Annotated in this window: 16 protein-coding genes and 2 tRNA genes; 8 read left to right on the top strand and 10 right to left on the bottom strand. The window is 52.0% G+C overall.

Translation table 11 applies throughout. The features are described from left to right. Positions 1–5: 5 nt before the first annotated feature. The 4 genes from DYU11_RS17870 to DYU11_RS17855 all read right to left on the bottom strand — a co-directional run bounded on the left by DYU11_RS17870 (position 6) and on the right by DYU11_RS17855 (position 5,278). On the bottom strand, positions 6–1,022 hold the full coding sequence (locus DYU11_RS17870; RefSeq protein WP_262697118.1) for an ABC transporter ATP-binding protein: 1,017 nt from the start codon (positions 1,020–1,022) through the stop codon (positions 6–8). Between the two features lie 64 nt (positions 1,023–1,086). Beyond that, positions 1,087–2,502, bottom strand: coding sequence for a bZIP transcription factor (locus tag DYU11_RS17865; protein ID WP_229365905.1), 1,416 nt, complete (start codon positions 2,500–2,502; stop codon positions 1,087–1,089). A gap of 62 nt (positions 2,503–2,564) precedes the next feature. Next, the gene (locus DYU11_RS17860) at positions 2,565–3,137 is read right to left on the bottom strand and encodes a T9SS type A sorting domain-containing protein (protein ID WP_119669070.1); all 573 of its coding nucleotides are present in this window, start codon (positions 3,135–3,137) and stop codon (positions 2,565–2,567) included. Positions 3,138–3,652: 515 nt separating this feature from the next. After that, complete coding sequence (locus DYU11_RS17855) at positions 3,653–5,278, bottom strand: NADP-dependent glyceraldehyde-3-phosphate dehydrogenase (RefSeq protein ID WP_119669069.1); 1,626 nt, start codon at positions 5,276–5,278, stop codon at positions 3,653–3,655. A gap of 349 nt (positions 5,279–5,627) precedes the next feature. On the opposite strand from DYU11_RS17855, the gene DYU11_RS17850 reads away from it, so the two are divergent. The 3 genes from DYU11_RS17850 (at position 5,628) to katG (ending at position 11,109) form a co-directional block, all read left to right on the top strand. Next, entirely contained in the window at positions 5,628–7,511 is a 1,884-nt protein-coding gene (locus DYU11_RS17850; protein WP_229365903.1) for a beta strand repeat-containing protein, read from the top strand. Positions 7,512–7,890: 379 nt separating this feature from the next. Further along, positions 7,891–8,610, top strand: coding sequence for a TerC family protein (locus tag DYU11_RS17845; RefSeq protein ID WP_119669068.1), 720 nt, complete (start codon positions 7,891–7,893; stop codon positions 8,608–8,610). Positions 8,611–8,823: 213 nt separating this feature from the next. Continuing rightward, positions 8,824–11,109, top strand: a complete 2,286-nt coding sequence (katG, locus tag DYU11_RS17840; protein ID WP_119669067.1) for a catalase/peroxidase HPI — start codon at positions 8,824–8,826, stop codon at positions 11,107–11,109. Positions 11,110–11,338: 229 nt separating this feature from the next. Here katG and DYU11_RS17835 read toward each other — a convergent pair. Then, positions 11,339–11,422 (bottom strand) — tRNA-Leu (locus tag DYU11_RS17835). 243 nt (positions 11,423–11,665) lie between these two features. Here DYU11_RS17835 and DYU11_RS17830 point away from each other — a divergent pair. Continuing rightward, positions 11,666–14,740, top strand: coding sequence for an ATP-binding protein (locus tag DYU11_RS17830; RefSeq protein ID WP_229365901.1), 3,075 nt, complete (start codon positions 11,666–11,668; stop codon positions 14,738–14,740). Positions 14,741–14,795: 55 nt separating this feature from the next. Here the strand turns inward: DYU11_RS17830 and DYU11_RS17825 are convergent, their stop codons facing one another. Further along, positions 14,796–16,034 carry an ABC transporter permease gene (locus DYU11_RS17825; RefSeq protein ID WP_119669066.1) on the bottom strand — a complete coding sequence of 413 codons (1,239 nt, stop codon included), beginning with the start codon at positions 16,032–16,034 and terminating at the stop codon, positions 14,796–14,798. 164 nt (positions 16,035–16,198) lie between these two features. On the opposite strand from DYU11_RS17825, the gene DYU11_RS17820 reads away from it, so the two are divergent. Further along, positions 16,199–17,461 (top strand): asparagine synthetase B, encoded by a 1,263-nt coding sequence (locus DYU11_RS17820; protein ID WP_119669065.1) that lies wholly within the window; start codon positions 16,199–16,201, stop codon positions 17,459–17,461. Positions 17,462–17,466: 5 nt separating this feature from the next. Beyond that, positions 17,467–17,913, top strand: a complete 447-nt coding sequence (locus tag DYU11_RS17815; RefSeq protein ID WP_119669064.1) for a hypothetical protein — start codon at positions 17,467–17,469, stop codon at positions 17,911–17,913. Positions 17,914–17,988: 75 nt separating this feature from the next. On the opposite strand, the gene DYU11_RS17810 is transcribed toward DYU11_RS17815, so the two are convergent. Continuing rightward, positions 17,989–20,694: a S8/S53 family peptidase gene (locus tag DYU11_RS17810; protein ID WP_119669063.1), complete on the bottom strand. Its 2,706-nt coding sequence runs from the start codon at positions 20,692–20,694 to the stop codon at positions 17,989–17,991. Positions 20,695–21,160: 466 nt separating this feature from the next. Further along, positions 21,161–22,207, bottom strand: a complete 1,047-nt coding sequence (locus DYU11_RS17805) for a DNA/RNA non-specific endonuclease (protein ID WP_119669062.1) — start codon at positions 22,205–22,207, stop codon at positions 21,161–21,163. A gap of 106 nt (positions 22,208–22,313) precedes the next feature. Here DYU11_RS17805 and DYU11_RS17800 point away from each other — a divergent pair, with 106 nt between their 5' ends. Next, entirely contained in the window at positions 22,314–23,537 is a 1,224-nt protein-coding gene (locus DYU11_RS17800) for a BaiN/RdsA family NAD(P)/FAD-dependent oxidoreductase (RefSeq protein WP_119669061.1), read from the top strand. A gap of 557 nt (positions 23,538–24,094) precedes the next feature. Beyond that, positions 24,095–24,970: a glycosyltransferase family protein gene (locus DYU11_RS17795; RefSeq protein WP_119669060.1), complete on the top strand. Its 876-nt coding sequence runs from the start codon at positions 24,095–24,097 to the stop codon at positions 24,968–24,970. 212 nt (positions 24,971–25,182) lie between these two features. Here DYU11_RS17795 and DYU11_RS32985 read toward each other — a convergent pair whose 3' ends face one another. Next, the gene (locus DYU11_RS32985; RefSeq protein ID WP_147367960.1) at positions 25,183–25,428 is read right to left on the bottom strand and encodes a hypothetical protein; all 246 of its coding nucleotides are present in this window, start codon (positions 25,426–25,428) and stop codon (positions 25,183–25,185) included. A 393-nt stretch (positions 25,429–25,821) separates the two neighbouring features. Beyond that, a tRNA-Ala gene (locus DYU11_RS17790) sits at positions 25,822–25,895 on the bottom strand. Positions 25,896–25,921: the final 26 nt, after the last annotated feature.

Raw genomic sequence — 25,921 nt, 5'->3', positions numbered from 1 at the left:
GTCGTTTACTCGTTTACCCACCAAATGGCCGATGGGTCAAGTTCCAGGTGTATGACCTGTCCGGGTTGTAAACCATCCTGCGTAGTTAGCGTTCGGAGGCATACGTAGCGCGAGACTTCCGCTTCGACCTCGTAATGGACTCCTTTGAAAAAAACCGCCCGAATGGTAGCCATAACCCCGGTTTCAGCCAGCCGAACCGATTCGGGACGGATCAGGCAAAGGGCATCAGCCGGTTTGGTTGACGATACCCCGAGGGCAGGCAGGTGTTTGGCGCGAATTACGTTGACAGTACCCGTCATCCGGGCAGCATAGGCGGTAACAGGCCGTCGATAGACCGCAATTGGTGAATCCAGTTGAATGAGTCGGCCATGCCGTAAAATACCCAGGGAGCCGGCAATAGAAAGCGCATCGGTTGCATCGTGGGTAACGAACAGGCAGGCTGTCTGCTCCTGTCGGACGAGGGCAAACACCATATCCCTCACGATTTGCCGATTCGGCAAATCGAGGTGGCTAAAAGGCTCGTCCAGAAGCAGTACCGCTGGTTTATCGGCTACCGCCCGAGCAATGGCCGTCCGTTGCTTTTCGCCACCGGAAATCTGCCGTGGCAAGCGATCCTGCACGTCGGTCAGGTGGCACCGTTTCAGCAGTTCGTTGACCCGAAAATCGCGGTACGCCGGTTCGTAATACCGGACGGCATACGCGATGTTCTGACGAACCGATACGTTGGGCATAAGCTGGTATTCCTGGTGAACCAACCGGATCGCCGGATGACCCGGCACAAGCACTTCCGAAGGACCGGGCACCCGTTCATGGTTAAGTCGAACCTCACCGGCGTCGGCATCCGTCAGTCCCGCCAGCAGGCTCAATAGTGTACTTTTGCCGGACCCACTGGCCCCCACGAGCGCCATAATCTGACCCGGCTCCAGCCGAAATGATACGTTCCGGACAGCAGCCACTTCATCAAACGATCGGGTAAGTTTATCGGCTTCGAGCAAGTTGAGCGCACATTGATTTCGTAGCAATAACCAAAAAACAAACGACCGGGACAACTACCCGGTCGTTTGAAAGCGTATTTTAGTTCGGCTTTTAGCGACGTTCTTTGATGAGTTGCTTCAGCTCCTGGTTTTCTTTTTCCAGTTGGTTAATCCGACGGTCGCTGTCCTTTTTCAGCTGAATCATATACAGCGTCAGTTCCTCGATCTTCTCCAGGAGTTTGGCGTCCATCTTGGCCATGTCTACGCCTTCGCTGACCACCTGCTCCGCCGAGGGAACGCCCGGCAGGTGCTTGTTGGCTTTCACGAATGCCTCTACTGACTCCAGCGAACGTAGTTTGTAATCATCCGCGAACACGTAGTCCGACCAGTCGGATGAGTTCTTGACGGCCACTTTCACTTTCTCGGTCAGGATACCATCAGCCACAAACAGCCGATAGCCAGCCGGTGTGCTCTTCAGGTTTTTACCAATTACCACCGCATCTGCGTTAGGCGCCTGAAGCAGGCCGGCGTCATTCTTCTGCCAGAAAGCTTCCGTAGCAGCTTCGCGACCACTGCTCGCAGGAGATCCTAAAATAACATTACCTGATGCATCGACGGTCAGGAACTTGGTCTGGTTGGAAGCGCTGGCCGGTGAAGCACTGGTCAGGTTTTCCAGACGCAGCCCTGACTGATTGGCTACGCCCGTTGTTACGTGCAGACGAGCCGAGGGAGCTGAGTTACCGATACCTACGTTTGCGCCATTGCCTAATACCACGGCGTTAGAGATATTGACCCGGGCGTTGTTACCAATGGCCGTTGCATTTTGTAAACCGGCAGCTCCGGCATCAGCCCGGAAACCAACGAAGGTATTATTGATACCAGCCGCGTTGGCACGGCCTGTTTCAAAACCGATCGCAGTGTTGTTATCACCGTTTACATTAGTGCCGTTACCAGCGTTCTGACCCAGATATACGTTGAAGCTACCGCCCGTGTTCCCCCCCCCTGTGTTATCACCCAGGAAGAAGTTAGCCTGCCCAGTTACGTTGTTCTGGCCCGCATTCGTTCCCATCATAAAATTACTACCGCCAGTGGTAGTAGCACGACCTGCCTGATCACCAATAAAAGTATTGAAGTTGGCGGTCGTCATACTGTTTCCGGCGGCATAACCGAGCAAGGTATTAGCCCGTCCCGTGCTGTTCAGGCCCGTCAACGCACCGATGAATGTATTCTCATCACCACTCGACACGTTCTGACCCGCCCGTGAGCCATAGAATGTATTGTTATTACCCGAGGTGAGGTTTTCTCCAGCACTAAAACCAGTGTAGGTATTGTCATCCCCTGAAATTAAAAGTTGTCCTAACAGGTTAACGGGAAGACCAAGTTTTACCAGTGTATTGCGCTCGCCACCAGTCAGGCTAGGAACACCAACGGCTGCCGGAGCATAGTTACTTAATAATTGAGCAAAGGCAGAACCGGAAGACAGTGATACCATTAAAGCGGTTCCGAAGAGTAAATGATTACGTTTCATAGTTTAAAGAAGGTTTAAAAACAAACGTTGTGAGTTGAAGAGATGAGTGCTTCAGGAATGTACTACCGATTTTTCACCAAACGCTTGGTGACTATTCCCTGGGTTGTGCGGAGTGAATAAAGATAGACACTCGCTGGTAATGATGCGTTCTTGTACGTGAATTCGTGCGCTCCAGCTTCCTGAAAATCACTGCTAAGCAGTACCTCAACGGTCTGGCCCTGAGCATTCAGCAGGCTTAACGTTACGGGCGAGGCCTCAGCCAGCCGATACTTAATAACGGTAGCCTCAATGAACGGATTGGGATAAGCCGCCAGAATTGACCGGCTCTCAGCGGAAAGCAGTGCCTGATCGCACGAACAATCCTTAACCTGTGCCTCGAAACGCGAGCCATGCTCAGCTGTAAATCCCGGCAGTAACGTTACAGAGCGCCCAGCCTGATACTCGGCTTTGGCCGAACTGGCCACCACGTTGGAAGCCACCAGGCTTTCGATCGCCTGCGACTGCCTGACTTCTCCCTGATTCACCCGTTGCGTCAGCCGCAGACGGTCGCTACAGGGCTCTTCCGCCTTTGCCCACCCAACTGACGATGAAAGTAGCAGAATGCCACTCAGCAACACCGTGTTTAAGTTTTTCATAAAAAAACAAGAGTTTGTTTACTGGCGCTAATGTATACCAATCATTTTCATTTTGCCAAATTTTGATAAAAAATATTTATTTATTCAAAATTTTTAAAAAGGCATAGTAATTGCTTGCAATATTTGAAAATATTGCAGTATTAATATAATAAAAACACAATTAAGAAATTTAACAACAGGCTGTATTACTCTACTAATCAGGCATATATACGTTATAACAATGTGCTTTGGTTTTATGCTTTTTGTAGATTTTTAATGTATTGGCCAACGTAAACTTTACTTATTTTATAGATTAACAAAGTTGTGGTCAGTTATTTTTTCACCCTTGATCATTACCAGCACGTATAGGTTATTTGCTGGGTGAGAATTTTAAGCTGCTCGAGTACATAGGAAAACTTAAGAACTGTGTGAACCTTCGCTTCTACACAATTGGCATTACACATTCAGTAACGGAGTGATAAACCAAAAGCCCGGTCAATGCCGGGCTTTCTACAAAACAGAAGAATACTATTAAATCAAAAAATGAAATTGGTCGACAAAAACTGCGATTTGTGTTGACCAACTATGTCATTGAGTATGGCTTTGTTACCATCAGTGTTTTTGGTTGCCACCACAGTCCGGATGGAGAAAGCCCGTAGTGCATCCTCAACTGACAACGTTCCCTCGGCTGAATCTTTACGACCAGTGAACGGAAACGTATCCGGCCCCCGCTGACACTGTGCATTAATGTTGACCCGGCTTACCTGATTCACGAGCGGATCGATCAGGCTGGCAATCTGCTCCGTATCGGTTCCGAAAATACTCACCTGCTGACCGTGATCGGCGGTGATGATGTAGTCGATCGGTTCTTCAAGGTCATCAAACGGCACAACGGGCACTACCGGTCCAAACTGTTCTTCGCGGTACAGTTTCATGCCCTTCTGAACGGGATACACCACCGCCGGCATTACAAAGGAGGCTTCGACAACGCCCCCACCCTTGTTCATGACCGCAGCCCCCTGCGCTTCGGCTTCGCGGATACAGTCTGTCAGGTACTGGGGTTTCTGCGGTTCCGGCAGGGGTGTAATCTGCACGCCCGGTTCCCAGGGCATACCTGGTTTCAATTTATTTACCTCTTCACTGAAGCGACGAAGAAACTGATCGGCTACCGACCGATGCACCCAGATGATTTTGATGGCCGTACACCGCTGCCCATTGAACGACAACGTACCGAGCATACATTCTTTAACGGCCAGTTCAATATCCGCATCGGGCAGGATGATACCGGCGTTTTTGGCATCAAGGCTCAGGACCGCCCGGAGCCGGTTACTTTTGGGATGCATCTTCTTCAGGCTGTCGGCTACGCGGCTTGAGCCAATCAGCGTCAGTACGTTGATGCGCCCCGACTGCATGAGCGTCGGCACTACGTTGGCGCCCCGTCCATAGATCGTATTGACAACCCCCTTCGGAAAACACGTCCGAAAGGCTTCAAGCAGGGGATAATGCAGCAACGTACCGTGCTTGGGGGGCTTGAACAACACCGTATTGCCCATCAGAATAGCCGGAATGAGGGTCGTGTACGTTTCGTTCAGAGGATAGTTGAACGGCCCCATACACAAGACTACGCCCAGGGGCGACCGGCGGATCTGCCCAATGATTCCTTCCTCTATTTTGAACCGGGAGCCGGCCCGGTCAATGTCCTTCAGGGCGTCGATGGTGTCATAAATGTAGGTAACCGTCCGGTCGAACTCCTTGATCGAATCGCCCAGGGTTTTGCCGATCTCCCACATAAGCAGATTGACCACGGTCGTTTTCTGCTCCAGCATTTTACCGATGAACCGCTCCATGCAGGCGATCCGGTCACTTACGGACATCGTTGGCCATTCACCGCGGCCGTTGTCGTAGGCTGCTACGGCCGCATCAAGGGCTTCGAGCGCTTCGCGATCGGTCGTGACGGGGTAACTACCGACAAGCTTGCGCTCAGGGCCGTTTGGTCCTGTCAGACATACCGGGGATAAAACGTCGGTTGTTGGGCCATCCCAGGCCCGCATCTCACCATTAAGCAGGTACTCGCGTTGGTGCAGGGGCTGGATACGGAAGTCGGCCGGAATCTGGTCTTCGGCCGGAAAGAGATTGGTTAATTGAGAGGGTTGTGTAAGCATCTTACAGTCATCAGGTTGCAGTGCAGGTATTGTTCGTCACAAAGAACGGGGCAAACTTCATCATTAGATTGCCTAAATCCAACCCAACTTTTCAGGAAACGGTATATTTCGTAATCGGCAAATCCGTTACTAAACCTTACCCGTACATGAACGTAATTACGTCTAAGTTACAAGTTACGGTGGATACCCAATGACCCGAGGCTCTGCATTGGGTCATTTTTATTGTCAATTTACGTGCAGCCGGAAACCGCTGGCTAAAGACTTATCACCCAGCGTAACACCAGATCATACCTTGTATCAGGCAAAACGTCCTTTCAACCCTTCTTATCTTATCTGCCTGATTACGACCATGAAAAACCTGTCCATTCCCGGATTTCTGCTGTTTATAAGCGTTCCCGGTTTCGCTCAGAACAACGTAGTCTTAACGCCTAACTCGCCTACGCCCGGCAGCAACAATACGCTGGTTGGCTTCAACGTTGGCGCATCCACCACCGGCAGCCAGAACGTAATGGTTGGCTACCAGGCCGGCCGGTTCAACACCAGCGGCAGCAACAATGCCTTCGTGGGTTCGTTCGCAGGCGGGGCCAACACCTCCGGCGGCAATAACGCTTACTTTGGCCAGCAGGCCGGCTCTTCGAGTACAACGGCCAGCAGTAACACCTACCTCGGTGCCTTTGCCGGTAGCAGCAATGCAACTGGAAATAGCAATACGTACGTCGGAAACGCGGCCGACAGCCAGGGAAACGGCGGCTCAGAAAACACGTATGTCGGAAATACCGCCGGTTACAACACCCAGACCGGTCGGCGGAACACGTTCTCGGGTAGTGGTGCCGGCTACAACACCAATACCGGCAGCGGCAACGTCTTTTATGGCCAGCTATCGGGTTATCTGAACACCACCGGCAGCGGGAACGTTGCGCTGGGAAATTCTTCGAACCGCCAGAACCAGACCGGTGCGTACAACGTCATGGTGGGCGACTCTGCGGGCTACAATAACCTCGTTTCTGAAAATGTCATGCTCGGCAGCAAAGCGGGCTATCTGAACCAGACCGGTCAGCAGAATACCTTCGTCGGGTACCGGAGCGGTTATCTGACAACGGCGGGGGCTAACACCTTTGTAGGGTACCGCGCCGGCGTGGCCAACACAGCCGGCCAGTTCAATACGTTCGTTGGGGTTCAGGCCGGCGCTGCCAACACCACCGGCAATTCCAACTTCATCATGGGTACCAACGCCGGCTCGGCTAACACGACCGGCTCAGCCAACTTTTTTCTGGGCGACAATGCCGGAGGGAACAACACGACCGGGGGCTTCAACGTGTATCTCGGTGCCAATGCAGGCAACGGCGTGGGGGTGAATGGATCCAACAACGTATCCATCGGTTTTGAAAGTGGACGTAACAACAACGGCGGTATCAATAACACGTTCCTTGGCTTTCGGGCTGATGCGGCAGCGAACAACCTGAGCAATGCCACGGCCATCGGCAACAACGCCAAAGTAACCGTTTCCAACGCCCTTGTACTGGGCGATAATGCCAATGTAGGAATCGGGACCACCGCACCTACCAACAGACTACACCTGGTATCCGGTGCGGCTAACCAATCCGGACTGCGCCTGCAGAACCTGACCAGTGCTTCACCGGCCAGTGCCCTCAACCAGACCAAATTCCTGACCGTCGATGCCAGTGGTAACGTTATTCTAGGCAGCACCACCAACTCGGCCCGTGAAGCGGCACCCGAAAGCCTCTGGCAGCGTACTGGCCGTTTCCTGATCAGTAAAGATGACAACGCTGTCATTATTGGCCAGAACGTAAGCAAAACACCGGCCGGTTACCGCCTGTACGTACAGGACGGCATCCTGACCGAGAAAGTGAAAGTGGCCGTCAAGAACTCATCCGACTGGTCGGACTACGTGTTCGCGGATGACTACAACCTGCGTTCGCTGGAGTCAGTAGAGGCATTCGTGAAAGCCAACAAACACCTGCCGGGCGTTCCCTCGGCTGAAGAAGTGGTTAAAAATGGCGTAGACATGGCCAAGATGGACGCTAAACTCCTGGAGAAGATTGAAGAATTGACGTTATACACCATTCAACTGGAAAAGACTACCCAGGATCAGCAGCGGACTTTGCTGGAGCAGCAACGAATTAATCAGCATCAGGCGGCCAGATTACAGGCACTTGAACAGGAACAACTCGAAATAAAAAAACAGTTGCGGCAACTGCTCAACCGTAAGTAGCTTTCCTTTTTGCACAGGATCAGGTGACTTTTGTAGAACATCTGCGGCATGAAACGGCTGTTCTGGCCCAGGCAGATCGGCTATACGTCGCTCCAGGGTCTTGATAAGGCATTCTGTTGTTTATCCATCCCTAAACCGTCATAAGTGATTTTCAGCTCGCGTCACGTAGCAAAGTGTCCGTCCTACTCAGTACAATTGCCGCGAAAGAATCCAACGTTACCATGTCAGCCATTGCTCCAACCGCATGCGGTTGGAGCAATGCTTTTGGAACTCGACTCAATACTGATCAACAAACATCCGCAAGCTTCCTGAAGTTATTACCGAGCCGCATCATCGCTATCCGGCAAGTGCGTATCAAACCCAGAACGTATCAATTAACATGGAATTCGCGGATAGTATCATTCCCCTTGTCACTCTCATTGTCCTGGAGATCATTTTAGGTATTGATAACATTATTTTCATTGCCATTCTCGCTGATAAATTACCTCCTGAACAACGGGATAAATTACGCTACTGGGGCCTTGGCTTAGCTATGTTCATCCGGCTGGCTCTGCTGGCTGTAATCGCCTGGATCATGCAACTGGATAAGACCCTGTTCAGCGTATTCGGCATTGATTTTAGCGGCAAAGGACTGATTCTGCTGGCGGGAGGACTGTTCCTGATTTATAAAAGCACCAAAGAGATTTATCACAAAGCCGAAGCGGGTGGTGATGCCAATGCACCCGATACGACCAAATCCAGTTTTCGGCAGTTACTAGTCCAGGTGTTGATTCTGGACATGGTCTTTTCAGTCGACTCAATCATTACGGCCGTGGGCATGGTCGATCAGCTCTGGATTATGTATACGGCCGTGATTGTTACGGTAGGTATTATGCTCATTGCCTCTAAACCCATTGCTGATTTTATTGGTCGCCATCCCTCCTTCAAGATTCTGGCCTTATGCTTCCTGCTCATCATCGGTATGTCGCTGGTTGCCGAAGGACTTCATTTCGAGATTCCGAAGGGTTACATCTACTTCTCAATGGCCTTTGCTTTCCTGGTGGATATCATTCAGATGAGAACTGTACCTCCAGCACCTCCAGTACCACCCGTAAAATAACCGGTATTACGCCTTTGCTGCGTACGGGCGAATACCGACTCTACTTATAGATATTATGTATGAGATTATAGAAAATATTAATTTGATCTATTCACTTAAATAAGACAGCTTTGCGGTGAAATCATTCACAAACACAACGTTTCGCTATCCTGTCAGCTGGTTAATATCCTTCCTACAAATGGACTGGGTAGCAAAACGGAAAACAAACAGCGTATGAATCCCGCAGAAACCACAAAAAGCTACCAGGTCAATGGTACTAATGGCCACAACGGACACCACCACGAAGCCCTTGATGTGAACAGCCCCAGTGCCGCTCAATGCCCGTTCCTGAGCGAACGGATGAATCAAGTGGCCGGCGGTGGTACCCGGAACCGCGATTGGTGGCCCAACCAGTTGCCCCTGAACATTCTACGCCAGCACTCCTCGCTGTCTAACCCGATGGACCCTTCGTTCAATTATGCAGAGGAGTTCAAAAGCCTTGATCTGAAAGCCGTTAAGGAAGAGATCGTTAGTCTGATGACCACCTCGCAGTCGTGGTGGCCGGCCGACTACGGTCACTATGGTCCGTTCTTCATCCGGATGGCCTGGCACAGTGCCGGTACGTACCGCATTGCCGATGGTCGCGGGGGTGCGGGTGCGGGTATGCAGCGTTTTGCCCCGCTCAATAGCTGGCCCGATAACGCTAACCTCGATAAGGCCCGGCTGCTGCTGTGGCCGATTAAGCAGAAATACGGCCGTAAGTTGTCGTGGGCGGACCTGATGATTCTGGCCGGAAACTGCGCGCTGGAGTCGATGGGCTTCAAAACGTTCGGTTTCGCCGGTGGCCGCGAAGATTTCTGGGAACCACAGGAAGATGTGTACTGGGGCTCGGAAACGGAATGGCTCGGCGACAACCGCTACGAAGGCGACCGCGATCTGGAGAACCCGCTTGGTGCCGTTCAGATGGGTCTTATCTATGTAAATCCGGAAGGTCCGAACGGCAACCCTGACCCCCTGGCAGCTGCCCGCGACATTCGGGAAACGTTCGGCCGGATGGCTATGAACGACGAAGAAACTGTAGCCCTCATTGCGGGTGGACACTCCTTCGGAAAAACCCACGGCGCGGCCGATCCCAGCGAATACGTTGGCAAAGAACCAGCCGGTGCCAGCATTGAGGAACTAAGCCTGGGCTGGAAAAATACGTATGGCACCGGTCATGGCGTCCACACGATCACCAGCGGTCTGGAAGGTGCCTGGACCACCACGCCAACCCAGTGGAGCAACAATTTCTTCGAAAACCTCTTTGGTTTCGAGTGGGAATTGACTAAGAGTCCCGCTGGTGCATTCCAGTGGAAGCCAAAAGGCGGTGCGGGTGCCGGTACGGTACCGGATGCCCACGACCCGGCACTGAGTCACGCCCCAACGATGCTCACGACCGATCTGGCCCTGCGCGTTGACCCGGCTTACGAAAAAATTTCACGGCGTTTCCTGGAAAACCCCGATCAGTTTGCCGACGCGTTTGCCCGGGCGTGGTTCAAACTGACCCACCGGGATATGGGTCCTCGTGCCCGCTACCTGGGTCCGGAAGTACCGGCAGAAGAACTGATCTGGCAAGACCCGGTTCCGGCCGTTACGTACAAGCTGATCGACGACGCCGACATTGCCGCCCTGAAAGCCAATATCCTGGCCTCCGGCCTGACCATCCCGCAACTCGTTTCAACGGCCTGGGCGTCGGCGTCAACATTCCGCAACTCCGATAAGCGCGGTGGCGCAAACGGTGCCCGCATCCGGTTGGCCCCGCAGAAGTTCTGGGAGGTGAACAACCCGACCCAGCTCGCCAACGTACTGAACACGCTCGAATCGATCCAATCGGAGTTCAACGCAATTCAGACCGACGGCAAGCAGGTATCCCTGGCCGATCTGATCGTACTGGGCGGTTGCGCAGCAATTGAACAGGCGGCTAAAAAAGCAGGCATCGACGTAACGGTTCCCTTTACGCCGGGTCGTGCTGATGCGTCAGCCGAACAAACGGACGTCGAGTCGTTTGCGGTGCTTGAGCCAATTGCCGATGGGTTCCGTAACTACGTGAAGGGACGCTACACAGCCAAAGCCGAAGGGTTACTGATCGACAAAGCCCAACTGCTGACCTTGACGGTGCCTGAACTGACGGTCTTGCTGGGTGGTATGCGCGTGCTGAACGCTAATTACAACGGTTCTTCACATGGGGTCTTCACCAAACGCCCGGAGATGCTGACGAATGACTTCTTCGTAAACCTGCTCGATTTGGGTACTACGTGGCGGTCAACATCGGATGCTCAGGATCTGTTTGAAGGCCGCGACCGCGCCACCGGCGAACTCAAATGGACGGGTACGCGTGTCGATCTGATCATCGGCTCGAACTCCGAGTTACGCGCCATCGCCGAAGTGTACGGCTGTTCAGATGCGCAGGAGAAGTTTGTTCATGATTTTGCGGCCGCCTGGAACAAGGTGATGAACCTCGACCGCTTCGACCTGAAGTAACCTACGTCAGGCCTATTCTTTCAGAGCCCGGTGTTTCAGACACCGGGCTTTTTTATAGCTAATTACAGAGTTAGCAGTTTATCCTGAGCAAGTTGCCAGGTACGTTTTAGCGATAAGATCAGCTTTTTTTGCGAACCAATTCCGGCGCAACACCACGGATTACTCATTCGAGACAAAACCAAAAGCCCTTACAAATTCCTGCTAAACAGGGTTTTGTAAGGGCTTACTGTACCGGGAGCCGGACTCGAACCGGCATGTCCTTGCAGACATTGGTGTTTGAGACCAACGCGTCTACCGATTCCGCCATCCCGGCATCTGGAAACGGTTCGCTCTGGCGAACGTGGGTGCAAAAGTAGACAAACACGGTTTATTTTGCAAATAATAGCGCTTTAAGCCTGATGCCTGTCGTCTATGCACTGATTCTAAGGGGCTCAACAATCAATTTCTTACCTGCAATACCAATCGGCTTGTTGGTAAATCTCAACTATGTCGTTACTTTGTATAAAGTACGCCTGCACGCATTCGCCTGCTGTATTTTAACCAGGCCAGTAACGTTATGATGCCAACCTCCGCAGCATCGGCCGCTACGACTGATAATTTCCTTATGCGAACAGCACTGGATAGTGCCTCCTGCGGGATTATCGTCTATGAAGCGCTTAAAGACGAATCGGGTGTTATCCGTAAATGGCACCCCAGCCTGACCAACCGGACTGCGGATTCTCTGCTCGCTGCTTTTTCGGATGATCCGACCAATCGGGCAGCCTCTTTTTTTGATGAGGCCGGGTTGCAGGAACCTGCCGCCGATGCGCTGGGATCCGGCCAGTTGAAACAGCATACAGCCTGGCTTACGCAGCCAACCAAAGAACGTACCTGCTTTGACCTGACGCTCGCCCCCTATGAACGGGGCATTACCCTGACCATACAGACAGAAACCGCTACCCGCCGACAAAACGACTTACTCTTGACGGCACTCGACAATACGCCCAACGCCTTTGTGGCCTATGAAGCGGTGCGTGGAACGGACGGCGCGATTCTCGACTACCGCACTATATGCTACAACCAGTTAGCCCTTGACATCCTGCACGTTACGCCTGAGCAACTGGAGCAACAACTGCTTTTTCAACGCCGGCCGGAGAGTCGCCTTGAAGCCGATACGATGCGCCGGATTGTTGACGAACACGACGTAGTTGATCGGGAGGTTTTCTGGCCGGTGCAGCAGCGGTGGTACGTCGTTCAAAGCCGCGCTTTCGGCGATGGTTTCTTCACGCTGTTTCAGGACATTGACACTGAAAAACGGGCGAAGCAGCAGCTAATCGAACAACAGACCATGCTGCAGGCTGTAATGGACTTTTCGGACAGCTACATTACGTACTGTGAAAGCGAGCGAGACGAGTCCGGCCAGATCATTGACTTCATTTACCGACTGACCAACGCCTTTGTCAACAAATTAATCGGGCGGCCGAGCGAGCAGATTGTCGGACAGCGAATGACCCAATTCTTTCCGAGCATCAAACAGATTGGTTTGTTTCAGCGGTACGTGCAGGTGGTCGAGTCCGGCGAATCACAAACGTTTGAGTTTCCGTACCAGGCCGATGGCTACGACGGCTGGTTCCTCATTTCGGCTACCCCACTCGCCGATGGTTTCGTGCTGTCGTTTAAAGACATCAGTGAAATAAAGCAGGTCAGCCTGACCATTGAGCGTCAGAAAACCTTTCTGGACAGCGTGATGGAGCATTCACCGAACAGCATTACGGTAGAACGCGCCATCCGGGATGACACCGGCCAGATCATCGATTTTCAGGCTATTCTGATTAATCCGGCAGCGCTGGCGCTGGGTGGTCATTCGCAGGCCGAAGCGCTGTCTACACCCATCAGTCAGTTGAATCCGATGTTTGTGCCGTCGGGGCTGCTGGCGGCTTACCGGCAGGTGATGGAAACCGGAGAGCCATTTTATGTATCGTTTCCCTTCCCGCGTATCAACGGCTGGCTTCAGCTGGCGGTGGCCCGCATCGATACCGACACGCTCATCTCAGTCTTTACAGACATTACCGAAAGTCAGCAGGCGCTGGTCAAACTCCAGAAGCAGCATGAGTTGCTGGAGGGCATTATGAACGCTACGTTAAGCGCCGTAACCCTGTACGAACCCGTGCTGGACGAATCCGGCCAATTGCTTGACTTTCGGGTAGTTATGACGAATGCGGCTTCTCTGGGGTTTTCCAAACGCAGGTATGATGAGGTGGTGGGTAAAACTATGACGGAGATTTATCCGAAAACCAGAGAAATCGGGTTGTGGAACCGGTACATCGAGGTGTATCAGACCGGCCAGCCGTGTCGGGTTGAGCATTACTATCATCATATTGACTCCTGGTTCGACGTAGCCGTCAGCAAGCTGGGCGAGGGGATCGTCATTACGTTCAACGATGTTACTACCAGCAAAAAAGCGATCCGGAAAATTGAGCAGCAGGCCTCCATTTTACAAACCGTACTCGACGGCTGCCAGACTCCCATTGCTCTGTTTGAGGCTATTCGTGATGAAAACGAGACGATCACTGATTTTCGGTACATTCTCCAGAATGAAGCCAATGCTCAGTTAGTAAGCCATCCGCTCAGTGAAACCCAGCATCGAACCATGCTGGAGGTCCTTCCAAACTTACGAACGCTGGGTATTTTCGACCGGTACATCGACGTCGTTGAAACCGGTCAGCCCCAACGCTTCCAGCACTATTTCGAGGACAGAGGTATAGAAGGCTGGTTCGATTTTTCGCTGATCCGGCATGGCGACGGGCTTATCGTTGCGGCTCAGGATCAAACGCTCCTGAAAAAATCCCTGCACCGGTCGGAACAGCTCATCAACGAATTGCAGCGATCGAACCACAGCCTCGAACAGTTCGCCTACGTAGCGTCGCACGACCTGCAGGAGCCGCTGCGAAAAATTCAGTCGTTCGGGGATGTTCTCCGCCAGCAATACGGGTCGGCGCTCGACTACACCGGGCAGGACATCATTCTCCGCATGCAGTCGGCGGCCGGGCGTATGCAAACCCTTATCCGCGACCTGCTGACGTATTCGCGGCTGTCGACGCAGCAGAATTTAGTCGACACGGTTAACCTGAGCGACCTGCTTCAAACCATACGAAACGACCTCGACACAATCGTTCAGGAAAAGAACGCCCGGCTTACGATCGGTGCCTTGCCTACCCTCATGGGCAACGCTACGCAGCTTCGGCAACTCTTTCAGAACCTGCTGAGCAATGCCCTGAAGTTTTCTAAACCGCTCGGTACGCCGGGCGCCGAACAACCCATCATTTCGGTCACTGCCGAGCAGATTTCCTGGAAAGCGGTTCCTGCCGAGGTTCCTGATCGTCAGCGTGTGGATTGGGTGGCTATCAGCGTGGCCGACAACGGAATCGGGTTTGATCAACAATACAGCGACCGCGTTTTTCAACTCTTTGAGCGGCTGCACGGACGTAATCAATACCCAGGCACCGGGCTGGGGCTGTCGATTGCCCGGCGGGTTGCCGAGAACCACGGGGGAACGGTCACCGTTCGCAGCCAGCCCGGCAACGGTACTACGTTCACGGTCTATTTACCGGAACAGAGAGGAAGAAAGGGAGAAGAGGGAGGAAAGGAGTAGGAACATCCCATTGACTCTTTCTTCCTCCTTTCCTCCCTTTTCTCCTTTCCTCCTCTCATTCATACCTCAGTGCGTCGATGGGGTCGAGTTTGGACGCGCGGACGGCGGGGTAGATACCGGCAAATAATCCGACTACCACGCAGACGACGATGCCGAGTCCCATCCAGACCCAGGGCACCACAAAGCCCCCTTCGCCCCCGCTGATCACGAGGGAGATTAAATTGCCGATACCCAGTCCGAGGGCAACACCGCCTAATCCACCCAGGAGGCAAATCACGATGGCTTCGATCAGGAACTGCTCACGGATACGCTTCGGGGTGGCACCCAACGACTTTCGAATGCCAATTTCGCGGGTACGTTCCGTGACGGATACCAGCATGATGTTGAGCAGCGCAATGGCAGCACCCAGGAGAGTGATGAACCCAATCCCGAAACCACCCACCCGCAAATACCCGGTGATCTCCTGCGTTTCCTTCAGCAAATCATCCGCCCGCTGAATCTCAAACGAATCGGGCTGTCCCAGCGGGTCGCGCCGGATCAATCGCATAACCCCCCGGGCCTCCCCTACGGCGATGTCCTGACTGGACAGGTCGGGGGCGGAGGCCGTAATATCGAACGTCAGTTTTCGGGTACCCGCCAGCGCCCGGGCGTTATCCAATGGCACCAGAATGATCCGGTCTTCGTTGCCGTCAGACAATCCCCCTTTCCGTTCCAGCACCCCGATTACTTTGTACTGGGCTCCGGATACGCGAATGAACTGGTTAATGGGATTGATTTTTTTCTCGAACAGCGTATTCGCGACCTCACTGCCGATAATCGCTACGTTGAGCGAATTAGCCAGGTCGTTGCTGGTCAGGTTCCGACCCGTCTGCAAATTATACCCCTTCACAGTCAGGTACGCTTCGTCGCCCCCCACCAGCAGGGCGTTGGGATTCATTTTGCGGGAACCGTATTTTGGCTGAGCCGAACTGGTCACTACCGTCGAAATCGCAATCGTAGCGCCGTACGGAAACCGGCGCTTGAACGCAACAGCCTGGTAGTAATCAACGGGTTCGTCCTGTTGCCGAACGCGGCCGCTGATACGACTCACCTCCTGCCGGGCCACGATAGTAAAGGTATTGGCGCCAAGCCCGGCAAAACTGCTGTCGACCGAACTCTGAATGCCGTCGATGGCCGTCAGAATTCCCACCAGCGACGTAATGCCGATGGCGATGATAAGCGACGTCAGAATCGTGCGGAGCCGGTTGCCCGCAACCGAGCGGAGCCCTTCGCGAATGTTTTCGAGGACGTTCATAAGCCTTAGCCTGGGGCGCGGGGTGTGGGGCGGAGGGTCCAGGAAGGGAGATACTTTTTCATCCCTTTGCCCTAAGCCCCACGCCCCGCGCTTTTTTTGCACAAAATTTGCTTATATTCGTTACTAGTACAAAGCTACTCTACGCCTGGGTAAACTGAAAACCAATGAAACGGCTACTGACACCGCTTATCCTTATTTTGACGCTGACAGCCCAGGCCTGGGCGTCGAAGATTCTGATTCCTATGGACGATGCCCAGAAGAATCATCTGAAAGCCTATGGTATCGCCTATTGGGTATTAAAAACCCACGATACCGAAATTGACTGGTTACTGAACTACCGGGGCGGCTCGTTTATGATGCCCCAGACCCAGACGTTCGTTAATGAACTGGTGATCCGGGGGGTTAGCTATGAGGTCATCTCAGACGCCCAGGGTGCCCAGATTCTGAGTGAAATTGCCGCTGCGGATGCCAATATGGACGCCGTTAAGCTCCAGAAAGCACCAAAAATCGCCGTGTATTCGCCCAAAACCAAACAACCTTGGGACGACGCCGTGACGATGGTGATGACCTACGCCGAAATTCCCTACGACGTCGTCTTCGACGAAGAAGTGATGAACGCCAAGCTCCCGGAGTACGACTGGCTGCACCTCCATCACGAAGACTTTACGGGCCAGTATGGCAAATTTTTCCATTTCAAGGACCAGCCCTGGTACATTCAGCAGAAGCAGGAATCGGAAACCATCGCCCGCAAATTTGGCTTCTCGAAAGTACCGCACCTGAAGCGGGCGGTGTCGCAGAAAATCCGGGATTTTGTGCTGGGTGGCGGCTACCTGTTCGCCATGTGCAACGCTACCGATACGTTTGACATCGCCCTGGCCAGCCAGAACACCGATATTGTTGACGCGTTCTACGACGGCGACGGTTTCGACCCGAACGCCAACAGCAAGCTGGATTTCAGCCAGACGTTCGCTTTCCGCAACTTCCAGGTGTTTACGAATCCGTATGTCATCGAGTTTTCGAACATTGACAACCAGCCGGAAGAGCGCGGTCTGAGCGAACATAACGATTATTTTTCGCTATTCCAGTTTTCGGCCAAATACGACCCCATTCCGACCATGCTGACGCAGAATCACCTGAACGTTATCAAAGGGTTCATGGGGCAAACGACTGCTTTCAAAAAGAATCTTATTAAGCCTGAGGTGGTGATTATGGCCGAAAATCGCTCGGCTGGTGAAGCCCGCTACATTCATAGCCCCTTCGGAAAAGGATTCTTTACGTTCTACGGCGGCCATGACCCCGAAGATTATCGCCATGAGATTGGTGAGGAACCTACCGACCTGAACCTGCACCCGAACTCGGCAGGATACCGGTTGATCCTGAACAACATTCTGTTCCCCGCAGCCAAGAAGAAAAAACAGAAAACCTGATAGTTATGCAGGCGTTCACCGAAACCCAGCGTTTTCGTCAGTGGTGGATCTGGGCGCTGTTAATTTTCGCCCTGATCGTGATGGTCATGGCCTTGCTGAAAGATTCCTCGGCTGGTGTCTGGCTGCCGTTTATCCTGGTTGTTGGCGCTTTTGGATTGATCGCGTCAATGCGGTTAGACACCCGGGTAGATGCTCGTGGCGTGCACTACCGGTTCTTCCCGCTGATCCCCTGGCGTTCGTTACCCTGGTCGGCCATCGCATCCGCCGACGTGCAGACCTACGGGTTTATCGGGTACGGTATCCGCTGGATCTTCGACGGCTGGGCTTATAACGTAGCGGGCCACAAAGGCCTGATGCTTGTAAAAACCGATGGCCGAAAACTACTGATCGGTACGCAGCGACCGGCAGAACTGGAGCAGTTCATGCAGCAGCTCACCGTGCCTAACCGCTAGGCAACCTCCAGAATAATCATACTAAAAAAGCCCGGCTGACATCAGCCGGGCTTTTTTAACACCATTGACTGTTCGTCACTTAATGACCAGTCGTTTCGAGGTCAATGACGTACCTGTCCGAACGTTGTACATGTATATGCCGCTGGGCAAAGCACTGCCGTCGAATTGTACCTGATGCTTACCAGCCGGCTGCTGTTCGTTTACCAGCGTCCTGATGGGACGGCCTGTGATATCATTCACCTGCACGTTCACGAAATCCGGCTGCGACAGGCTGTAGCTGATGGTCGTAGTGCCCGAGAAAGGATTCGGATACGCTCCTGATTCGGTGCTGAACTCAGCCGCAACGCGAGCTGATGAAGCCGGGGGCGTAGCGGCTTCCCATTGCGAGAACGTACGGGTCACGATCACGGCGAAGTCGGCGCGTGTTACGGTCTGCTTTGGCTTAAACGTAGCGTGCAGCGTCGGGAAGAGGTCGAACGGCCCCTGCGTTGAGGTATAGTACGCGTTGATCAGACCCAGTTCGAGAGCGATGCTCACGTAGCCTTCCATCCCGGCCGGGATCGTAGCCGCGTCTTCGATGGGCAGGTCCTTGCCGTCGACCCGGACTTTTACGGGTTTGCCGGTACGTTCCTCAGCGAACTTCTGAAAGCCCAGCCCCTGCACCAGCGCATACGTCAACGTGACGCGGTCGACCGTGCCGGTCGGTGAGAATTTACCGTTCACGGGGAGCATCACCCCTTTGAATTCATGCTGCCGGTCGCGCAGGGCCGCGCCTTTGGCCGTAACCGACTCGGCCAGCAGTACGTCATTGCCCGATACGTCGGCATACGTCTTTGAGCCGTTGGTCGGGAAGTACTGACGGATCGCCTGCCCCATCATCAGATAGTCGGCCAGTTGAATCCGCTTCAGCGGGTCGTTTGGCTTAAACGAGCCATTCAGCCCATCAACAAGCCGGTTCGTTACGGCCATTTTGATCGACGCTTCGGCCGGGTGACCGGCAATGTCATTCAGGCCTGAGGTACCGCTGACGACCTGCTGGGTAATACTGCCCATCACCGTTTCGGGTAAGGCAATGCCATTGAGCCCTTCAACCCGCAAGGTCCAGGTACCAGCCGGGGGCGACGCAACGGCAACGCTGCGATCCGTATACAAAGCAAATGCGACCGGAATCCCAGCCCGATATTGCGTACCGGTGGGATCGAGCAGAATCAGGTTAAGCGGATTGCCGGTAAGTCCCGATACGCCACCGGCCGTAATTTTGGCTTCAATGCTATTGGTCCCGGGGGCTACGTTGAACGTAATCTGGTTGCCGGTCGTCAGAATCGGATTATAATCAATGGCAAACGGCTGCATTTTAGCCTGTGCATTCACGCTGCTCGTAAACGTACGGCTGCTGTTTACGGTAGCCCCAAACACCGCCGACCGGAAGATGTGATCGACGGCCGCATACGCATTGACGTAGCCGGAACCTACCTCCCACGACTCGCGGCCCGGCATGTTGGTAGCAGTTTTCTGAAGAATCTGCTTTACCTGCTCAGCCGAAAGCGACGGTCTGGCCTCCAGCATCAGCGCAATGATGCCTGAAACGTGCGGAGTAGCCATCGACGTACCGCTCATGTGCGTGTAGAACGGCACCTGACCTGGCTCAAGCTGTTCAATATCCTGCTGAATGCCCAGTGACGCCACCGGCCCGATGACACGAGTCGACACGACATCAACGCCCGGCGCAACAATCGTCGGTTCGTTCTTAAAGGTCCAGGATTCGCCGTCGATGACAAACGAACCGCCTTCTCCTTTCACACCCCGCGATGAGAAATCGGCCAGCTTACCGGTCCGGTCGCCTGCGCCAACCGAAATTACCCAGGGCGCAATGGCGTAGGGATTGTGTGTGTCGGCACCCGGTCCTTCATTACCAGCGGCAAAAACGACCACCATGTTGCGGTCATAGCACTTTTTGGTAACCAGGTTGATGGGGTGATTCGGATCAAAATCGCCCGACGTACCGAACGAGTTGCTGATGACACGAATGTTGTACTGAAACTGGTGCGTCAGGGCGTAGTCGAAGCCACCAATAGCATCCAGCACGAGCAGAGCGGCCCCTGAACCGTAGCCAAGCAGCGAAGCGCCGGGCGCAACGCCTTCGTATTTGCCCCCCGACCGCGAACCATTACCACCCACCGTACCGGTGCAGTGCGTACCGTGGCCCGAGTTGTTATCGGTGTTGGGTACGTTTTCCAGGTACGTAACGGGCAGCATGGCATCCACGCTGTTCAGATTGGTCTGTCCCAGAACGTTTTGTACCAGATGCGTACCAAACTTAATATCGTCGTGGGTACCATCTACCCCGCTGTCGTTGATGAGTACACCAATACCCTTACCGGAAACCGGCAGCCCGTTATTACGGGCGGTGATGTCTTTATCCGCCCGGAGCCGTTTAACCCCCGTCAGGTGGGTATCGTCGAAGTTGAAATACGTGAGTCGTTTGTTCAGGTAAAGCGATTTTACTTCGGGATTCTGGGCCAGCGCATCGATCTGAACGGCCGTGGCCAGAATGCCGGCAATCGGCAGGGCCTTCATCGAAATAGCTTTTGTAATGCCAAGTTGCTGGAGCAGCCCCAGCTGAGCAGGCAACGGAGCATCATTGCCCTTAAATGTCACGATTACCTGCGCAATCGGATTTTTTTTCAGGGCTTCGCGCAGCTCAGGATCAACCTGAACCTGAGCAAACAACGAATGGACCATCAGGGCCAACAGGGTGAGCGTCGTAAGCGTTTTTTTCATAGACGTGTAAACCAAATTAGACGAATTGTTTAATGGATAAAGTGAATACAAAACCAGCCTGTGAACTCGTCATGGGCCGACTTAACTCAGCAGTAGGTTGGTGGAAGCAGCCTGCAGTCTGCTACGTGCCAACCAAGTTGAGTAACTATACTTACGAAGCAAGTGTGTACTCTAGATTTGAAGCTTTAATAAATTTTTAATGAATTTTTATGATGAAAGTGCTGTAACTGTACTTTAACTACAATAAAATAACTTCTATAAATTCTTGCCTAAAACCAACTTTTTATCAATATCAAGCCCTCTTTATTAGTCAAATCCGAACTTTATCAGAATAACTGTATAGTTTTTTCTAATTATTTAGAATTTTCTAAATAAGCTATTTCCATGCAAACAAGAATGCCCCGTTCCTGAGCACTAGCCAGGAACGGGGCATTTTCGTAAGTATTTATACGTAACTAATTAATTGTCAAAGGCTAAACCAGTCGGCGGCTGTTTCAGAGCGGCCTTTGCTTTCCAGCTCCCGTTCCAGCTTATCGGGCAGTTTGGGAAAGAAATCAATCCCTGTTAGCTGTTCGATCTGGTCGACCGGTACTACAAACTGCTTGAGCGAACTGTCTGAGCCTTTGTTGTCCAGCAAAAATCCAATCATCCGGATGTCGGGGTCGTTGCAGTACAGCAGAACCTTATAGTATTTTTTTGGCACGGCGATCTCATTCTGACGACCAATAGTGGGCAAGCCGGGTTTAAGCACCGGCCCCGTCACTACGTACAGGCCCCGATCCCGCACGGCCCACCGGCGCACCAGTTCTTCCAGTTCTTTCCAGATCCCCCGGTTAAATTCCGGTGCCTGAGGGCTCATGTTGCTCATGTAAAACGAATCGCTGGTGAGTCGCTGCGAGAACTTGAAATCACCGGCCGGGGCCAGGTGCCCCCGATCATAACCCGACCGGGTATAATCGCTGGGCAGGGCCGAACCGGTTTTGACCTGCGGGTCCGGCTGGAACTGCTCCCGGTCCCGGTCGGCCTGGCCTTTCGTTTCATACCCCAGCAGCGGATACGCCACCCAATCAGCCTGCTCATAACGCTCCTGATACCGCAGGGTAAACCCATCGTGTCTGATGATTTCGTCGCCCGGCTTGTAGGCAGGCAGGATAAAATCTACCTGTTTTTCAAAGGCAAACAGCTTATTCCGGGACGAGGCCATCTCCGGAGCACCCTTCGGATCACTGGCAACGCCCTCTTCTTTGTCTTTCCGATCTGACCGATCCGCAGACTCGTCCTCGGCTACGTCTTCCTGCGGTTCGGGGGCCTGATACGGGTTGCGTTTTCGCGACTCCCGGTCCGACGGCCCAATACCGAGGATAGCCCTGACATCGTTCCAGAACGCGACGACCGGCTGCGTACGGCCCCCGTAGCGCAGAAACAACCCGATCAGAAAGAAAATAAGCAGCAATACGAGCGTATTGCCCCGAAGCCGGAATCCCCGGCGATATGAATTATTCTTCATCGACATGACGGCAAAGGTACAGAACGGTTCCCTCGTTTATTTCTTGGGTCGTCTGGCAGTTTGAATACCACCAAACTACGAACTTCGAACGATGAACCACTGTTCTGACTGTATGTCGTCGTTGAATATTACCGTCATTGGCGGGGGGGCTGCCGGTTTTTTTGGGGCCATCACAGCCGCCGAAACGTTTCCTGAGGCCACCGTTACCATCCTGGAAAAAAATCGTACCGTACTGAATAAAGTCCGCATTTCGGGGGGCGGTCGCTGCAATGTAACGCATGCCTGCTTCGACAACCGGCATCTGGTAAAACACTACCCCCGTGGCGAACGCTGGCTACGGCCGCTGCTGAATCAGTTCGACGCAGCCGCTACGGTCCGCTGGTTTGAGTCGAAGGGCGTACCGCTGAAGACTGAAGCCGATGGCCGTATGTTCCCGACCACGAATTCCTCCGAAACCATCATCGATTGCCTGCTCGATACGGCCCGTCGGCTGGGCATTCAGGTACGTACCAGTTGTGGCGTTACGTCCCTCCATCATAACGGCAGTCAATGGGAACTGCGCCTGACCGGCGACGAAACCCTACTGACCGACCGGGTGCTGGTGGCAACGGGCGGATATCCGCAACTACCGTCCTACGGCTGGCTACCCGATCAGTCGGAGCCGCTGCAATCGCCGGTTCCGTCGCTGTTCACGCTCAACGTTCCCGATAGTCCCCTCCTTTCGCTGGCGGGTGTATCGGTGCCGCAGGCCCGGGTGCAGGTTGCCGGTACCAAACAGCAACAGCAGGGCCCCCTGCTCATTACACACTGGGGGTTCAGCGGTCCGGCCGTCTTGAAATTATCGGCCTGGGCCGCCCGCGACCTGGCCGCCGTTGATTACCGCTTTACGTTACGGGTTCACTGGGTACCGGCCCTCAACGAAGCGCAGGTTCGCGATGAGTTACAGGCCTTTCGGCAGCAGAACGGTAAAAAGCAGGTGTCGTCGCAAAATCCGTTCGGCTTACCGAACCGGCTCTGGCAGGCCCTCGTAGCAGAAGCGGGCATTCCGGAAACGCAGCGCTGGGCCGACCTCCCCGCCAAACAGCAAAACCGCCTGACCGAACAGCTGACCAACGGGACGTTCAACGTAGTGGGTAAAAGCACGTTCAAGGATGAGTTCGTGACCTGCGGAGGCATCGCCCTTGGCAGTCTGAACCCCGACACGCTCGAAAGTCGACAGCACAAGGGTCTGTTCTTCGCGGGCGAGGTACTCGACGTCGACGGCATCACGGGCGGGTTTAACTTCCAGAACGCCTGGACCACCGGCTACATCGCGGGGAAGAATCTGGGGCGGTAGGCGATACGTCAGCTTTTACACCCTGGGCACTCATACAGCATAATTCCGGGCATTGACCAGTTGAGCCGCGTACACTTAGTACGGTTATCTGGTAGCGGCTGGCGGTGCTGCAACGGCCGATTCATCAGAATGTACAGTAGACTTTACCGCTTTATATAACAAACTATAGTCTATTACCATGTTACGGCGGGCAAGCAAAAACTCGGTTCGTTTTAACCGAGTTTTTGCATCTATTACTAATATTTTTTTATAATAACATTCTTATACGAAACGTTGGAAGTACGTTACACTGTTACTTTTAGTTGAATTAAACCACTCAATTGTTTCTATCTTATTGAGTATCATTACCTTTTCTCCCTTTTTTAAGCCTCTATAGATTACTTCTTCAATCTCAGTGTAAGATTGAGATGTAAGAATCCCCCATTCTGTATTAGAGAACCTGACGTAAGTACCATATGATCTTAAAATTTGATCAATAATCATGTAACTTTGTTCCTCCGCAAGGTCACATGAAATTACACAACATCTTACCATTGTCAATCAACGTTTGTTAGTTTATGAAAGTAGCCGGATTTAGCTTTATTCGTAATGCAATTAAATATGATTATCCAATTGTTGAAGCAATAACATCAATTTTGCCTCTTTGTGATGAGTTTCTTATTGCTGTTGGAAAATCAGATGATGAAACTCTTTCTTTGATTAAAACAATCAGTTCAGACAAAATTAAAATAATCCATACCATTTGGGATGACAATTTAAGGGAGGGAGGCAGAGTGCTAGCTCAAGAAACAGATAAAGCACTAGCTGCTATTTCTCCAGATGTTGATTGGGCTTTCTACATCCAAGGCGATGAAGTTCTTCATGAAAAGTATATCCCCGTCGTTAAGGAAGCCATGCATAGATATTTAACTGATGCCAACGTTGAAGGGCTATTGTTTAATTATTTACATTTTTACGGCTCTTACAATTACATTGGTGACTCACGTCGTTGGTATAGACGCGAGATAAGGGTAATTCGTAATTCAAAAGATATTTTTGCTTACAGGGATGCGCAAGGCTTTCGAAAAACAGGAAATAAAAAACTAAGAGTAAAGCTTATAGATGCTTACATCTATCATTATGGTTGGGTAAAATCGTTGGAAAAACAACGATCTAAGTTTGGCTATTTTTACCGCTTCTGGCATCGTGATGACCAAATGGAAGCAATTAAAGAATCAGGTTTAAATTTTAAATATGAAAATCATATTGATTCATTGGCTCACTTTAAAGATACTCATCCGGCCGTTATGAAAGACCGCATAGAAAAATCAGGTATAGCGTTTACTTTTGATACTAATCTAAAAAAATATTCACCACGAGTCAAAATTCTAACCTCTATTGAAAATTTAACAGGCTATAGAATAGGTGAGTACAAAAATTATAAGTTATTATAAATACTTAATTTTATTCACATTTAAATTATAAAGCTGTTGTTGTACTACATCGAAAAAGCCGGTTTAAGCTAACCGGCTTTTTCGATGTAGTGAGTAGTAAGCGTAATGACTGTTTTTTCAAAAATATTGTGACTACCTCTTAGTCCCTTTGATAGTAGTTAGTTCTTCAATCTTAATGCCTGATACATTGGCATTCACGCTAATATTTAAATTTATGCCATTATTTGTAAACGCTCCGCTACCGCCATAATTAATACCAAATGACGTACCATTACGGCGTATGCTTGTTCTGCTTGCGGTGGAAGGAAAAACGCACCATTTTTATCTAAGGTAGTCGTAAAGCGGCTTTTAGTGAACGAAAGATAAACATCATTGCTATCGCTTGATTTGGTAACCATCAACACGTCATTACCAGTATCAAACGTTGTTTTTATTGAGCCGGTTGTACTTCCTGACAAAGTAGAAGCTGTTACGTTATAAGTACCTACTTATTGCTCACGTGGGTCAACGTCAGAATTTTACAACTACCTACCGCCAACAGGGTTAGGGTTGCAAGGTAAAGAGATTTTTAACGTTTCTTCCTTATGCTTTTGAACGGGGGTTCTATATGAAGGCGCCATTATATGAATTTTTCGTATGTCCTCATTGACAAAAGCGGCTAATCTGCGGGTGTATATCTCAATTGTCTTATGATCGGAAAAGCCGTTTTGCTCCTGTGGTCTCCGAGTGTGAAAACCAAGCCGTGTAGCTTTACTGTTGCCGGTATTTTTCAGCCCCCGTTTAAACTCAAAGACTATATATGGAAAAAGGACTGCCTATCAGAGATAAACAGTCCTTCTCGTTGTATACCGTGGAGATAGTCGGATTCGAACCGACGGCCTCTACAATGCCATTGTAGCGCTCTAGCCAACTGAGCTATACCCCCGTTTGCGTTTTGTGGGTGCAAATATG

This window comes from Fibrisoma montanum, from assembly GCF_003583365.1.
Classification (GTDB): Bacteria; Bacteroidota; Bacteroidia; order Cytophagales; family Spirosomataceae; genus Fibrisoma; species Fibrisoma montanum.
This window is presented reverse-complemented; position numbering and strand designations above follow the sequence as displayed.

What these genes read in the sequence shown, in the direction of transcription:
- DYU11_RS17865 (WP_229365905.1), bottom strand. Translation starts at nt 2,502, where the DNA reads ATGAAACGTAATCATTTACTCTTCGGAACCGCTTTAATGGTATCACTG.
- DYU11_RS17860 (WP_119669070.1), bottom strand. Translation starts at nt 3,137, where the DNA reads ATGAAAAACTTAAACACGGTGTTGCTGAGTGGCATTCTGCTACTTTCA.
- DYU11_RS17855 (WP_119669069.1), bottom strand. Translation starts at nt 5,278, where the DNA reads ATGCTTACACAACCCTCTCAATTAACCAATCTCTTTCCGGCCGAAGAC.
- DYU11_RS17850 (WP_229365903.1), top strand. Translation starts at nt 5,628, where the DNA reads ATGAAAAACCTGTCCATTCCCGGATTTCTGCTGTTTATAAGCGTTCCC.
- DYU11_RS17845 (WP_119669068.1), top strand. Translation starts at nt 7,891, where the DNA reads ATGGAATTCGCGGATAGTATCATTCCCCTTGTCACTCTCATTGTCCTG.
- katG (WP_119669067.1), top strand. Translation starts at nt 8,824, where the DNA reads ATGAATCCCGCAGAAACCACAAAAAGCTACCAGGTCAATGGTACTAAT.
- DYU11_RS17830 (WP_229365901.1), top strand. Translation starts at nt 11,666, where the DNA reads ATGATGCCAACCTCCGCAGCATCGGCCGCTACGACTGATAATTTCCTT.
- DYU11_RS17825 (WP_119669066.1), bottom strand. Translation starts at nt 16,034, where the DNA reads ATGAACGTCCTCGAAAACATTCGCGAAGGGCTCCGCTCGGTTGCGGGC.
- DYU11_RS17820 (WP_119669065.1), top strand. Translation starts at nt 16,199, where the DNA reads ATGAAACGGCTACTGACACCGCTTATCCTTATTTTGACGCTGACAGCC.
- DYU11_RS17815 (WP_119669064.1), top strand. Translation starts at nt 17,467, where the DNA reads ATGCAGGCGTTCACCGAAACCCAGCGTTTTCGTCAGTGGTGGATCTGG.
- DYU11_RS17810 (WP_119669063.1), bottom strand. Translation starts at nt 20,694, where the DNA reads ATGAAAAAAACGCTTACGACGCTCACCCTGTTGGCCCTGATGGTCCAT.
- DYU11_RS17805 (WP_119669062.1), bottom strand. Translation starts at nt 22,207, where the DNA reads ATGTCGATGAAGAATAATTCATATCGCCGGGGATTCCGGCTTCGGGGC.
- DYU11_RS17800 (WP_119669061.1), top strand. Translation starts at nt 22,314, where the DNA reads ATGTCGTCGTTGAATATTACCGTCATTGGCGGGGGGGCTGCCGGTTTT.
- DYU11_RS17795 (WP_119669060.1), top strand. Translation starts at nt 24,095, where the DNA reads ATGAAAGTAGCCGGATTTAGCTTTATTCGTAATGCAATTAAATATGAT.